The organism is Nonomuraea sp. NPDC052116, assembly GCF_040680035.1.
GTDB lineage: Bacteria > Actinomycetota > Actinomycetes > Streptosporangiales > Streptosporangiaceae > Nonomuraea > Nonomuraea angiospora_A.
Genome location: NZ_JBFAWA010000038.1, coordinates 20,509 through 32,527 on the forward strand (window position 1 = coordinate 20,509; position 12,019 = coordinate 32,527).

Here is a 12,019-nt window from a genome sequence, read left to right on the forward strand (position 1 = left end):
ATAGGTCCATGGACATCAACATCGTGCTCGGAGTCATCGCCTTCTTCCTCTTCTTGGTGATGGTCGCCGGGGTGAGAGTCGTCAACCAGGTCGAACGCGGCATCGTCTTCCGCTTCGGCCGGGCACAACAGCAGATCCGCGACCCGGGCCTGAGGTTCCTGATCCCCGGGGTCGACCGCATGCGGAAGGTCAACGTCCAGATCGTCACGATGCCGATCCCCACGCAGGAGGGCATCACCAGGGACAACATCTCCGTACGGGTCGACGCCGTCGCCTACTTCCGGGTGCAGGACCCGATGCGGGCCGCGATCGAGGTGCAGAACTACCTGTTCGCCGTCGAGCAGGTAGCGCAGACCTCGCTGCGGTCCATCATCGGCAAGAGCGAGCTGGACGACCTGCTGACCAACCGCGAGGAGCTGAACAGGGGCCTCGCGCTCATGATCGACAGTCCGGCGCTCGGCTGGGGCATCCACATCGACCGGGTGGAGATCAAGGACGTGCAGCTGCCCGAGGCCATGAAGCGGTCGATCGCCCGCCAGGCCGAGGCGGAGCGCGAGCGGCGCTCCAGGGTGATCGTCGCCGACGGCGAGCTGCAGGCCGCGAGCAAGCTGGCCGACGCCTCGGGCATCATGGCCCAGACGCCGGGCGCGCTGCAGCTGCGCCTGCTGCAGACCGTGGTGGAGGTCGCCGCGGAGAAGAACTCCACGCTGATCATGCCGCTGCCGGTCGAGCTGCTGCGCTTCTTCGAACGGGCGACGCAGAACGCCGCACCGGCCGAGCCCGCCACGGTCGGCTCCGAACGGGTGCGGCCCGAGCGGCCCGCGCTCGCGGAGGAGGAGGGCGTTCCCGAGCTGCCCGCGCAGCGGAGCGAGAGCGACCCGGCCCTTGAGACCGGACAGAAGTCAGGTGATCTCCCGCTGACCCGGTGAGAGCCACTCGGCGATGTCCGCGACCACGGCCGGATCGACGTGCTGCGGCGGCTCGTACTCCGCCGGGGTCGAGGGGCCCGCGCCGGGGAAGAACAGGTGGTTGCCGGCGTCGTGGACGCGGAACGTGACGTCCGGCCGGTGCGCGAGCCCGGCCCGCCACCGCGCCAGGTCGTCGACGACGGTCACCTGGTAGTCGCGGCCGCCCTGGAGGATGAGCATCGGCCTGTCCAGCGCCGCCGCGGTCGCCACGGGGTCGTAGCCGCGCATGTCCAGCCAGTACGAGCCGGAGAAGCCGAACGGCAGGTCCTCGGCCGGCGTGGCGGGTGACAGGTCCGGGCCGGCGACCGTGGCGGCCTGCCGGGTGATCATCTCGACCGCCGCCTGCCAGTCGGGGCTCACCGAGGCGAGGTAGCGGGCGACGCGTACGGCCGCCTCGTGCATCGGCTGGGCGTCACCGGCCATGATCACCAGACCGGCCACCGACGGCTCGGCGGCGGCGATCCGCGGGGCCGCCTTGCCGCCCATGCTGTGGCCGAGGACGAAGACCCGGGCGGGGTCCACCTCCGGTCGCCGCCGGAGCAGGTGGACGGCGGCGACCGTGTGCGGGACGTACTCGTCGGCCATCGTGAAGTCGCCGGCCAGTCGGTCGGCGTGGACGTGGGTCACCTTGTCGTAGCGCAGCACCGCCACGCCCCGGCTCGCCAGGCCCCAGGCCAGATCCTTGAGCGGCTTGTTCGGCCCGCTGGTGGCGTCGCGGTCGAACGGCCCGCCGCCGCTGAGCAGCACCACGCCGGGCCACGGGCCTGGACCGCGCGGCAGGCTCAGCGTCCCTGGCACGGCCAGCGGGCCGGAGCCGACGGTGACCTCGTGCTCCTCGAACCGCTCCGGGCGGGCGTAGGCCGGCGGCTCCCACACCGCGGCGTCCAGGGGCGCGAGGCGCAGGCCGTTCAGCAGGCCGGCGTCGTCCACCGACATGACGACCGCGAGCCCTCCGCGCTCGCACGTCACCGGAACGCTCACCCGGACCAGCCCGGCCCGGATCGGCTCGCAGGCCGGCTCCCCGACGGCGGAGACGGGCCCGACCTCGGCGGTCCAGACGGCCCGCAGCGCCTCGGCGGACACCTGCGCCCGCAGCGGCCCCGCGAACAGGCCCTCGATCTCCGTGAAGCGTCCCTCGCGGGCCATCTCGACGACCGTCGTGGCGGTCGCCGCCGGGTCGGCTGCTATCACGTCTCAACCTTTCTCGATTTATGCGAAAGGTAGCACAGGATGAGATCGTAGGAAAATGCCTACTCTGGACCAAACGGGGAGGACGCCATGGCATCTGCGGAGTTCGCCAGTTATTGGCGTTATCGCGGCCTCGGCGGCCTCGACCTGATGCGGGCGCGTTTCGTCCGGCGCCGGTTCGCCCGGCACAGCCATGAGACGTACGCGATCGGGACGCTGGAGGCGGGCCTGGAGGAGATCCGTTTCGCCGACGGCGTCGAGTACGCGGTCGCGGACGACGTCGTGCTGATCGAGCCCGGCGTCGTCCACACCGGCGAGCCCCCGACCGCCGACGGGTGGACGTACCGGGTGCTGTATCCGAGTGTCGAGCAGGTGCGGGAGGTCGCGGACGAGCTCGGCCTGCCCGCCGGGATCCCGTCGTTCGACCGGAGGGTGGTGTCCGACGTACGGGTGGCCCGGCGGGTGACGGCGGCCCATCGCGCGGCGGAGTCCGGCCCGTCGCTGGCCGCCGACTCCCAGCTGCACGCACTGCTGACCCTCGTGCTCGGCGCGTACGGCACGCGACTCCCGAGGCGCCCGGCCCGCTCGGCCGGGCGGAGGAGCATGGCCCGGATCCGCGACCTGCTGCACGCGACCATGCCGGACCCGCCCGGCCTGAACGAGCTGGCCGCCGCGGCCGGGGTCACGCCGTTCGCGCTGTTGCGCTCGTTCCGGCGCGCGTACGGCATGCCGCCGCACGCGTACGTGACCCAGCTACGCGTCGCGAAGGCCCGTGAGCTGCTGCGACAGGGCATGCCGCCGGCCGAGGCCGCGGTGGCGGTGGGGTTCTGCGACCAGTCGCACCTTTCGCGGCACTTCCGGAGCCTCGTCGGCGTCCCGCCCCGCGCCTACCAGCGCGGGGTGCAATAACGTCCAATCCTTGACCTCCGTCACCGGTCTACGGTGCCTCGCGTGACGACCGACGAAAGTGCTCTTCCCCTCGAACTCGACCGATCCGCCGTCGCCCGGCTGGGCCGCCAGGCGGTGGACTTCCTGGCCGACTGGGTCGCCGAGCTGGACTCGGCGCCCGCGAGCGACTACGGGCAGGCGGACCGGCCGGCCGCCGAGCTGCTCAGGCCGCCTGCCGACGGCCCCGGCGACTTCGGCGCGCTCCTGGAGACGTTCCGTCAGGCGGCCGGGCAAGGCGTGAACACGGCGGGGCCCGGCTACCTGGCCTACTTCCCGGCGGGCGGGCTGGTCACCGCGGCGCTGGCGGAGCTGCTCGCCCAGGCCGCCAACCGCTTCACCGGCGTGGCCCAGATGTCACCCGCCCTGGTCGCCATGGAGCACGGGGTGCTGACCTGGTTCTGCGACCGCTTCGGCCTGCCCGCGGGCGCGGGCGGGCTGGTCACGACGGGCGGCTCGCCGGCCACGTTGTCGGCGCTGCTCGCCGCCCGGCACGGCCGCCCCGGCGACGGCACGTTGTACGTGACCGAGCACACGCACTACTGCGTCGCCAAGGCCGCCCGCATCGCGGGCCTGCCGCCGGAGCGGATCCGCGTCGTGCCCGCCACCGCGGACCTGCGCATGGACGTCGCGGCGGCGGCCAGGATGATCGCCGGCGACCGCGCGGCGGGACTGCACCCGTTCCTGCTGGTCGCCACCGCCGGAACCACCAGCTCCGGCACCGTCGACCTCCTGCCCGAGCTGGGCGAACTGGCCCGCCGCGAAGGGCTCTGGTTCCACGTGGACGCCGCCTACGGCGGCGGCTTCCAGCTCACCGAACGCGGCCGGACCCGGCTCGCCGGGATCGAGGCCGCCGACTCGATCGTGCTGGACCCGCACAAGAGCCTCTTCCTCCCGTACGGCACCGGCCTGCTGCTGGTACGCGACCCGGCCGTGCTCCACGCCGCCCACGCGGCCGACGGCCGGTACCTTCAGGACCTGCGGGCGCTGGACGGCCTGCCCGACTACGGGCATCTCGGGGTGGAGCTGACCAGGGAGTTCCGCGGCCTGCGGCTGTGGCTGCCGCTGCACCTGCACGGCGTGGGCGCCTTCGAGCGGGAGCTGGACGAGAAACTCGACCTCGCCGGCCACGTCCACCGCCGGCTGGCCCAGGACCCGCGCTTCGAGGTGCCGTGGCGGCCGGACCTGACGGTCGTGCTCTTCCGGCTGCGCGGCACCGACGAGCGCAACCGGCGGCTCCTGGCGGACGTCAACGACACCCGGCGCGTGTACCTGAGCAGCACCACCGTCGACGGGCGGTTCTTCCTGCGCCTGTGCGTGCTCAGCTTCCGCACCCACGCCGACCGCGTCGAGGAGGCCCTGGGCATCATCGGCACGGCGGCGTGAGCGCCGGGTCTAGTGCTTGATGGGCAGGTCCTTGCGGGCCTGCTCCAGGTCCTTCTTCCAGATCCACAGCCGGTTCGGCGGCGGGACCTGGTGGTAGCCGAACAGGCCGACCTCGGTCAGGGTGCGCAGGTCCACGCAGACGCGCTCGTAGGCGTTCGCGACGGCCTCCGCGGGGTTCTTCAGGTCCTTGGTGCCGAGCTTGACGCAGGCCCGGTACTCGTAACCCAGCAGCAGCTCCGGGCCGAACTGCTGCCACGCGCCGCGCTTCTGCTGCCAGGCCACCTCGGCCTCGTCGAGCATCAGGTTCAGGTCGAACGACGGCGGGATGGAGGGGTAGATGAGGAAGCTGGCGGCCCACCCGAGGGACAGCAGGTCGAGGTTGAAGGTGCGGCGCTGCGGGTCGTCGCGGGGCGGCATCGGGTCCGACGTCCCGCCGGCGAACCAGGGCGCGGTGTAGGCCAGCAGGCGGCCGTGGTTCTCGACGAGCTCGCCGGTGGCGACGACGGCCAGCTTGCGCTGGGTGCCGTCCGGGCGGGTCAGGCGGGTCTTCACCATGGTCTTGTGCGCCTCGGCCGCCAGCTGGCCGGCGGTCATGTGGTGGTCCGCGGCGTTCGGGGTGATGCGCGAGACGAGGTATTCGCGTAGGTGCTCGGGGATGGCGTCGTACGTGCCGTCCTGCAGCCGGGCCTTGGTGCGCTCGAGCGCGGCCTGGGCGGTGGCCGGGGTGCCCCCGAAGTGGGTTTCCGGGGTGTCGATGGACACCATGCGGACCGACATTTCGATCTTCGGGGTGTCACCGTCGACCACATCGGTGAGCTTGTAGTCGTTGGCGGGACGGCTGGGCCCGACGAAGCCGAGATTGATCATTTTGCGCTCCATCACCGGGTGAGACCTGGAGCGCCAACATCGCAGCCGATCGGTCTTCCCTGGTTACTGACACGCTGACCTGGGCCGACGTAGCTCGAAAACATTGACCAAGATCTACCTGGACGGCCTTGCGCGTGGAGGTCAGGTGCTCGGGCCCCAGGTGAGGGAGAGGCCGGTGGCGGCCCGTTCTGTGCGGATCTCCATCATGCTGCCCAGGATGGTGGCGTGGTCGGCGACCAGCGCGGTGGCGTCGAGCGCGTACGTGATCCGCTCGCTGAGGAAGACCGGGCTGCCGGGCGGCTCCCCGAGGTGCGCCGCGACGGCCGGGTCGAGCCGGCCGGGCCTGATCTTCTCCGAGGCGCGCGCCACCGCCACGCCGCAGTCGGCGAGAGCGCCGTAGAGGGAGACGGCGGTGAAGTCGCGGTCGCGGATCTGCTCGGCCGCCGGCCGCCGGATCCACGAGACCTGGTGGATCGCGGGGCGGCCGGCGAACTCGCGCACCCGTTCCAGCCGCAGCGCGCTCTCGCCGGGAGCGGTGCGCAGCTGCGTGGCGACCCCGGCCGGGACCCGGCGCAGGGAACGCCCGAGCACGACCGTGCGTACCTCGTGGCCCTGCTTCCTGAGGTCGTCGGCGAGGCTCTGCAGGGAGCCCAGCTGGTAGGCCAGGTGCGGCGGGGACACGAACGTGCCCCGGCCGGCCTGCTGCACGATCAGCCCTTCGTCGCTGAGCTGCCGGAGCGCCTGGCGGAGCGTCATCAGCGTGACCCCGTACGAGGCGCTCAGCTCGCGTTGGGGCGGCAGCGCCGCGCCGGGGGCGTAATGTCCCGACCGGATCTTCGCGGCGAGGTCGGCGGCTATGGCGCGGTACCTCGCCTCGTGTCCGGCGTCGCGGGCCATCGTGTCTCGTCACGCTCCTGGTCGAGGGCCCGCCGCAGGCCCGTCAGGTAGGCGCCGACGTCGTCCGGCGCGGCCCCGTCGAGGATCCGGCGCATGATCGCGGCACCGATGACGACACCGTCGGCGCGCCGGGTGGCTTCCACAGCCTGTTCCGGCGTGGAAATGCCAAATCCTAGCAAGACCGGCCGGTCGCTGCCCTGCTTGATCCGTTCGGTGAGGGCCGCGGCGGGCTCGGCGAGCGCGGCCCGCTCGCCGGTGGTGCCCATCACCGAGACGGCGTAGACGAAGCCCCGGCTGCGGCGCGCGATCTCGTCCAGCCGCCGCCGCGGCGTCGCGGGGGAGGCGAGCAGGACCAGGTCGACGCCGGTGGCGGCGGCCGCGTCCGCCAGCTCGTCGGCCTCGTCCAGCGGCAGGTCGGGCACGATGAGCCCGGCGATCCCCGCCCGGCGCAGCGCCCGGCAGAACTCCGCGGGCCCGTCGCGCAGCACCAGGTTGTAGTAGGTGCTGGCGACCAGCGGCACGTCCAGGCGCAGCTCGGCGACCTCGGCCAGGATGCCGTGGGCCGTCGCGCCCCGGGCCAGCGCCGCGTCCGACGCCTCCTGGATGGTGGCGCCGTCGAGCGTCGGGTCGGAGAACGGCAGGCCGAGCTCGATCGCGTCCGCGCCGGCGGCGGCGAACGCCCGCAGGTAGCCGGTCCAGCCGGGGGCGATGCCGCCGGTCACGTACGGCATGAGCAGCTTGTGGCCGCCGTCGCGCCGGGCGCGCAGCGGGCTTTCGAGCAGGCCGGTGCTCATACCAGCTCCTTCAGGGTTGAGATGTCCTTGTCGCCCCTGCCGGACAGGGTGAGCAGGACCGTCGCACCCGGCGGCAGCTCGCCCGTACGCGCCGCGCGGATCACCCACGCGACCGCGTGCGCCGACTCCAGCGCGGGCACGATGCCCTCGGTACGGGCCAGCCGCACCGCCGCGTCCACCACCTCCTCGTCGGAGACCGTGACATAGCGCGCCCGGCCGAGGTCGCGCAGGTGGGCGTGCTCCGGCCCGACCCCCGGGTAGTCGAGGCCGGCGGCGATGGAGTGCGCCTCGGTGATCTGCCCGTGGTCGTCCTGGAGGAACAGCGAGCGGAAGCCGTGCAGCACGCCGAGGCTGCCCCTGGCCGCCCCGGCGCCGCCCTCCGCCTCCACCCCGACCAGCCGGGCGGTGGTGTCGACGAACCCGGCGAACGTGCCCGCCGCATTGGAGCCGCCTCCCACGCAGGCCACGACGTAGTCGGGCACGGCGGCCGGGAGCGCCCCGGCGCACTGCCCGCGCGCCTCGTCGCCGATGACCCGCTGGAACTCGCGCACCATCCACGGGTACGGGTTGGGCCCGATGACCGAGCCGACGCAGTAGTACGCCTCCTCGGTCGCCGCCACCCAGTGGCGCATGGCCTCGCTGGTGGCGTCCTTGAGGGTACGGCTGCCGGTGCCGACCGGTACGACCTCGGTGCCCAGCATGCGCATCCGGAACACGTTCAGCTCCTGCCGCTCGACGTCCCGTTCCCCCATGAACACGGTCGCCGGCAGCCCCAGCACCGCGGCGGCGGTCGCGACGGCCACGCCGTGCTGCCCCGCGCCGGTCTCGGCGATCAGCCGCTCACGGCCCATCCGGAGCGCGAGCAGGGCCTGGCCCAGCACGTTATTGATCTTGTGGGACCCGGTGTGGGCGAGATCCTCTCGCTTGAGCAGCAGGGTCACGCCCAGCTCCGCCGACAGCCGCCGCGCCGGGGTCAGCGGCGTGGGCCGCCCCACGTGCAGGGCCAGCGACTCCGCGAGGCTCTCGCGGAACGCCGGGTCGGTCCGGGCCTCCCGGAAGGCCGCCTCCACCTCCCGGCAGGCCGCGACCAGCGACTCCGGCACGTAGAGCCCGCCGTACTCCCCGAACCTGCCCCGCTCCCCGGGATCCTCCATCACACCTGGCCGCGTCGCCAGGACTCCTGTCGTCATGTGCCTCACCCGTCTAGAACTCTTTCGACTGTTCTATAACTGTGGCACAAATGCCGTGGAAGCGCCACGCCGCCCCGGTCCCCGACGCGAGCGTGACTCGCGGCCGGGCGGGGATATTTGCGGTGCTCTCCGGTCAACCGGACGTGAGCCTCAGGGAGTGTCAGGAGGTGGCACGACCGACGAGAGGAGCGCGGGTGGATGCGGAATTCGTGAGTTTCGTGCGGCACCGGGGAGACCATCATCTGAGAACGGCGGTCCTGCTCACCGGCGACTGGCACACGGCTGAGGATCTGGTCCAGTCCTGCCTGGGCAAGCTGTATCGCGTGTGGCATCGGCTGGACACCAGCAGCGACCCCGACGCCTACCTGCGCCGGATCCTGGTCAACACGTACCGATCCTGGTGGCGTGCCCGGTGGCGGCGCGAGATCCCGCGCGCCGAGTTGCCCGAGTTGCCCGGTCCCGGTGACGTGGGGGACACCCGGGCCGTGGCCGAGGACGTACGGAAGGCGCTGGCGCGACTGCCTGCCAGGCAGCGGACGGCCTTGGTGCTGCGGTTCTTCGCCGACCTGCCGGAAGCCGAGGTCGCCGATCTGATGGGCTGCTCACCGGGGACGGTCAAGACCCACACGCATCGCGGCCTGCAGGCGATGCGGCGGCTGATCTCTCCCGACACGCTGGTCAACCGAACCGAGGACGAAGGGAGTGGGATCCGGTGAGACACCGACACGAGGAGCCGTCCATGAACGAACACGAACTCCGCACGCTGCTCATCAAAGCGACCGAGGACCGGCCGCCGGGCATCGACCTCATGCCGGCGATGCCGAGGCGCCGGCTGGCCAGGGTCCTGGTCCCGGTCGCCGCGCTGGCCGTCGCCGCCGCGGTGGCCGCGGTCGCGGTGGTGCTGCCCGCGACCCAGTCGTCGGCGCAGGCCCAGGTGATCGCCGCGGTCGAGAACACCGGCCAGGAGAGCTACCGCATCCATGTCACGTCCGATGCCAAGGAGTTCGACGGCGCCATCGACCCCGTCCGGCGGATGGGCGTCATCACGAGGCAGGACGGGGCCGAAACCCGGTTCGTCGGCGACCTGATGTACGTCCGGGAGAGCGACGCCGCGACGTGGCTGGTCTCGCCGCGCCCGGACACCGAGCTGGCGGGCGCGCCGCCGGTCATCGCCCTGGTCAAGCTCGCTCCCATCGACCCTCATTCGGCGCTGGAGCGGCTCCGTACGGCCACTGACGTCCGCGAGGCCGGCACAGCCTCCGGGCAGGGCTGGGCCGGGCAGCGGTTCGCGTTCTCGCTGGAGGCCGGGGGCGGCGCCGACGTGAAGGCGGGCACGGCGGAGGCGGCCACGGGCACCGTGGACGTGGACGACCAGGGCCGGATCCGGCACCTGGAAGTCGCCTTCGGCGATTCCGGCAACCGGAACGTCATGGACTTCAGCGACTTCGGCACCCCCGTCTCGGTCACCGCTCCGCCCACCGACCAGGTACGGCAGCCGCCCGCCGACAAGTTCGGCAAGCCGACCGGGAAGCCGACCGGCAGGGCGCGGCAGGAATCCGGTGACAAGGTCGGCGAGCCCACCGCCAAGACGTCCTGACCGGCCACACACGGGGCCTGTCGATGTCACACTCATCGGCATGGAGAGCTCTCAGGAAGCGAACATCGCTTTCCAGGGAGCTCTCTTGACCACCGCCTATGTCGTCACCGCCCTCGTGACCATCGCCGCCAACACGTTCTCGGGCTTCGCCGCCATCACCCGGCTCGAACCGATCATGCGGACGCTCGGCCCCGCCCTGAAGACGGCGGGAGTGCCCGAGTCCTGGCTGGTCTTCCCGATCGGCGTGCTCAAGGTCGCGGGCGCGCTCGGGCTGGCGCTCGGTCTCCTCGGCGTGCCGCTGGTCGGCACGGCCGCCGCGGCCGGGCTCATCCTCTACTTCGTCTGCGCCCTCTACACCCACCTGCGCGTCAGCGACTTCTCGCCGACGTTCTTCCTGGCGATCGGGTTTCTCGGGCTGGCGGCGGCCACGCTGGCGCTGGACCTCCTGAGGTGAACAGGCGGCTACGAGTCTGCCGTGGCCAGCTCGGACAGGTTCATCGCCATCGCGTGGTGGACCGCGGGGACCCAGTCCAGCGCGCGCAGGGCCGTGTTGCGCAGGGAGCGCAGCGGGCCGTTGCCGACCGTCGCGATCCTCGTCATCCGGTGGGTGAAGGCGACCACGTCCTCGGCGACGGGACGGCGCTCGGTCCCGTACGTGTCCAGGATCGTCTCGGGAGCGCCGTCGCGCAGCACGGCGGTGAGCTTCCCGGCCAGGGAGAGGGCGTCCTGGATGCCGGTGTTCATGCCCTGGCCGCCGGCCGGGCTGTGGACGTGGGCCGCGTCGCCGGCCAGGAAGATCCGGCCCGTCCGGTAGCGCTCGGCCAGGCGGTGGTGGACGCGGAACCGCGAGCTCCAGACGAGGTCCGTGACCGTGGCCGGCTGGGTACGCGGCCCGCGGGTGTCGAGGAGCGACTGGATGTCGGCGACGCCGGGACGCTCCGGAGCCTCCTCGACCGTCGCGACGATCCGGTGGCGGCCGCCCGGCAGCGGCGCGACGACGGTCACGCCTTCGGGGGCGAAGTAGAGAGCGACCTCGTCGGTGGGGCCCGCCCAGTCGAGGCGGACGTCGGCCAGCACGAACGACTGGGCGTAGGTGTCGCCCGTGAACGCGATCCCGGCCTGCTCGCGTACCGTGCTGTGCATGCCGTCGGCGCCGACGGCGTACGAGGCGCGGATCCGGCGGCCGTCGGACGTCGTGGCGGTGACCCCGGTGTCGGTCTGCTCGACGGCCGTGACCTCATACGGGCGGTGGACGGCGCCGCCCGCGGCCCGGAGCCGGTCCAGCAGCACCTGCTCGGTGATGTCCTGGGGCACCAGCAGCGTGTACGGGAAGTCGGTCGGCAGCTTGTCGAAGGCCACGGTCAGCAGGACCCGGTCGCGGTCGCGTACGGTGAAGCGGGGCACGGTGACCCCCCTCGACACCAGCTCGTCGCTGACGTCGATCGCCCGCAGCACCTCCAGGGTGCGGGCGTGCACGACCGCGGCCCGCGAGGTGTTGGCGCCGCTCGCCGCCTTGTCCACCAGGACGGCGTCCACGCCCTGCCGGGCCAGCGAGGTGGCCAGGGCCAGGCCGGCCGGGCCCGCGCCGACGATCAGGACGTCCGTGCCGGCCGGAAGTTGTGCGTTCATACCGCCAGATCCCCTTGTCTCAGTAGTAGTTGCGCATCAGTTCGGTCGCCCAGGCCGGCTGTACGGTCTCGCCCTGCGGCCCGAACTCCGCCATGTAGGGCTTGAGATCGAGGACCGGGCTGCCGTCGATGGCGTCCAGACCGCGTACGCGCACGTCGAGGCCGTCCACGGCGAGCAGGCGGCAGCGGGAGACCCCCAGCCTGTTCGGCCGGTTCTTGGCCCGCTGCGCGAAGATGCCCACCGGCGGCCAGTCCGGATTGCCCCTCGGCCGGCGGGCCGCGGTGTGCACCGACTCCGGGTCCACCAGGTGGAAGAGGAACACCACCTCCAGGTGCGAGAACGCGTCCAGCCCCGCCAGGGAGTCCGGCCGGAAGCGCGTCCCGTCGAGGCGGATCAGCGCTTCCTCGGTGTTCCAGTCGTCGTCGTACGCCTCGGTGCGCCCGCCCACGACGGTGCCCACCGGTTGCAGGGTGACGGCGTGCTCCACGGCTTCCTCCAATGTCGGGTTTCCGCTCACGACCGTACGGGCCGGGGCTCGCGGGTGAATAAGTCACGATG

13 protein-coding genes are annotated in these 12,019 nt (G+C 72.4%); 6 read left to right on the plus strand and 7 right to left on the minus strand.

The genetic code is table 11. The annotated features are described in order from the left end of the window. Positions 1-8 precede the first annotated feature (8 nt). Positions 9-929, plus strand: coding sequence for a slipin family protein (locus AB0L65_RS49215; RefSeq protein ID WP_364261443.1), 921 nt, complete (start codon positions 9-11; stop codon positions 927-929). On the opposite strand, the gene AB0L65_RS49220 is transcribed toward AB0L65_RS49215, so the two are convergent. Beyond that, positions 903-2,159: an alpha/beta hydrolase gene (locus AB0L65_RS49220; RefSeq protein ID WP_364261446.1), complete on the minus strand. Its 1,257-nt coding sequence runs from the start codon at positions 2,157-2,159 to the stop codon at positions 903-905. The two genes, AB0L65_RS49215 and AB0L65_RS49220, sit on opposite strands and share 27 nt — an antisense overlap. Positions 2,160-2,246: 87 nt before the next feature. Here AB0L65_RS49220 and AB0L65_RS49225 point away from each other — a divergent pair, with 87 nt between their 5' ends. After that, positions 2,247-3,065 carry an AraC family transcriptional regulator gene (locus AB0L65_RS49225; RefSeq protein ID WP_364261449.1) on the plus strand — a complete coding sequence of 273 codons (819 nt, stop codon included), beginning with the start codon at positions 2,247-2,249 and terminating at the stop codon, positions 3,063-3,065. 42 nt (positions 3,066-3,107) lie between these two features. Then, complete coding sequence (locus tag AB0L65_RS49230) at positions 3,108-4,487, plus strand: aminotransferase class V-fold PLP-dependent enzyme (protein ID WP_364261452.1); 1,380 nt, start codon at positions 3,108-3,110, stop codon at positions 4,485-4,487. A 9-nt stretch (positions 4,488-4,496) separates the two neighbouring features. Here the strand turns inward: AB0L65_RS49230 and AB0L65_RS49235 are convergent, their stop codons facing one another. From AB0L65_RS49235 to trpB, 4 genes are all read right to left on the minus strand, one after another. Continuing rightward, positions 4,497-5,354, minus strand: coding sequence for a hypothetical protein (locus AB0L65_RS49235; protein ID WP_364261455.1), 858 nt, complete (start codon positions 5,352-5,354; stop codon positions 4,497-4,499). Positions 5,355-5,495: 141 nt separating this feature from the next. After that, the gene (locus AB0L65_RS49240) at positions 5,496-6,251 is read right to left on the minus strand and encodes a GntR family transcriptional regulator (protein ID WP_355197769.1); all 756 of its coding nucleotides are present in this window, start codon (positions 6,249-6,251) and stop codon (positions 5,496-5,498) included. Further along, on the minus strand, positions 6,209-7,045 hold the full coding sequence (gene trpA, locus AB0L65_RS49245) for a tryptophan synthase subunit alpha (protein WP_364261458.1): 837 nt from the start codon (positions 7,043-7,045) through the stop codon (positions 6,209-6,211). The genes AB0L65_RS49240 and trpA overlap by 43 nt, the downstream gene beginning before the upstream one ends. Beyond that, a complete protein-coding gene (trpB, locus tag AB0L65_RS49250; RefSeq protein WP_364261461.1) occupies positions 7,042-8,235 on the minus strand; it encodes a tryptophan synthase subunit beta in 1,194 nt (397 codons plus the stop codon). The genes trpA and trpB overlap by 4 nt, the downstream gene beginning before the upstream one ends. Before the next feature lie 194 nt (positions 8,236-8,429). Here trpB and AB0L65_RS49255 point away from each other — a divergent pair, with 194 nt between their 5' ends. The 3 genes from AB0L65_RS49255 to AB0L65_RS49265 all read left to right on the plus strand — a co-directional run bounded on the left by AB0L65_RS49255 (position 8,430) and on the right by AB0L65_RS49265 (position 10,286). Then, on the plus strand, positions 8,430-8,951 hold the full coding sequence (locus tag AB0L65_RS49255; RefSeq protein ID WP_364261464.1) for a SigE family RNA polymerase sigma factor: 522 nt from the start codon (positions 8,430-8,432) through the stop codon (positions 8,949-8,951). Between the two features lie 23 nt (positions 8,952-8,974). Continuing rightward, complete coding sequence (locus tag AB0L65_RS49260; protein ID WP_364261467.1) at positions 8,975-9,832, plus strand: hypothetical protein; 858 nt, start codon at positions 8,975-8,977, stop codon at positions 9,830-9,832. Positions 9,833-9,917: 85 nt separating this feature from the next. Then, a complete protein-coding gene (locus AB0L65_RS49265; protein WP_364261470.1) occupies positions 9,918-10,286 on the plus strand; it encodes a DoxX family protein in 369 nt (122 codons plus the stop codon). Between the two features lie 8 nt (positions 10,287-10,294). Here AB0L65_RS49265 and AB0L65_RS49270 read toward each other — a convergent pair whose 3' ends face one another. Further along, the gene (locus tag AB0L65_RS49270) at positions 10,295-11,461 is read right to left on the minus strand and encodes an FAD-dependent monooxygenase (protein ID WP_364261472.1); all 1,167 of its coding nucleotides are present in this window, start codon (positions 11,459-11,461) and stop codon (positions 10,295-10,297) included. A gap of 19 nt (positions 11,462-11,480) precedes the next feature. Beyond that, positions 11,481-11,948, minus strand: coding sequence for an SAM-dependent methyltransferase (locus tag AB0L65_RS49275; RefSeq protein ID WP_364261475.1), 468 nt, complete (start codon positions 11,946-11,948; stop codon positions 11,481-11,483). Positions 11,949-12,019: the final 71 nt, after the last annotated feature.

Bases quoted from the DNA above. Each gene is read 5' to 3' on its own strand.
- AB0L65_RS49215 (WP_364261443.1), top strand. From the start codon at position 9: ATGGACATCAACATCGTGCTCGGAGTCATCGCCTTCTTCCTCTTCTTG.
- AB0L65_RS49225 (WP_364261449.1), top strand. From the start codon at position 2,247: ATGGCATCTGCGGAGTTCGCCAGTTATTGGCGTTATCGCGGCCTCGGC.
- AB0L65_RS49235 (WP_364261455.1), bottom strand. From the start codon at position 5,354: ATGATCAATCTCGGCTTCGTCGGGCCCAGCCGTCCCGCCAACGACTAC.
- AB0L65_RS49240 (WP_355197769.1), bottom strand. From the start codon at position 6,251: ATGGCCCGCGACGCCGGACACGAGGCGAGGTACCGCGCCATAGCCGCC.
- trpA (WP_364261458.1), bottom strand. From the start codon at position 7,045: ATGAGCACCGGCCTGCTCGAAAGCCCGCTGCGCGCCCGGCGCGACGGC.
- trpB (WP_364261461.1), bottom strand. From the start codon at position 8,235: ATGACGACAGGAGTCCTGGCGACGCGGCCAGGTGTGATGGAGGATCCC.
- AB0L65_RS49260 (WP_364261467.1), top strand. From the start codon at position 8,975: ATGAACGAACACGAACTCCGCACGCTGCTCATCAAAGCGACCGAGGAC.
- AB0L65_RS49270 (WP_364261472.1), bottom strand. From the start codon at position 11,461: ATGAACGCACAACTTCCGGCCGGCACGGACGTCCTGATCGTCGGCGCG.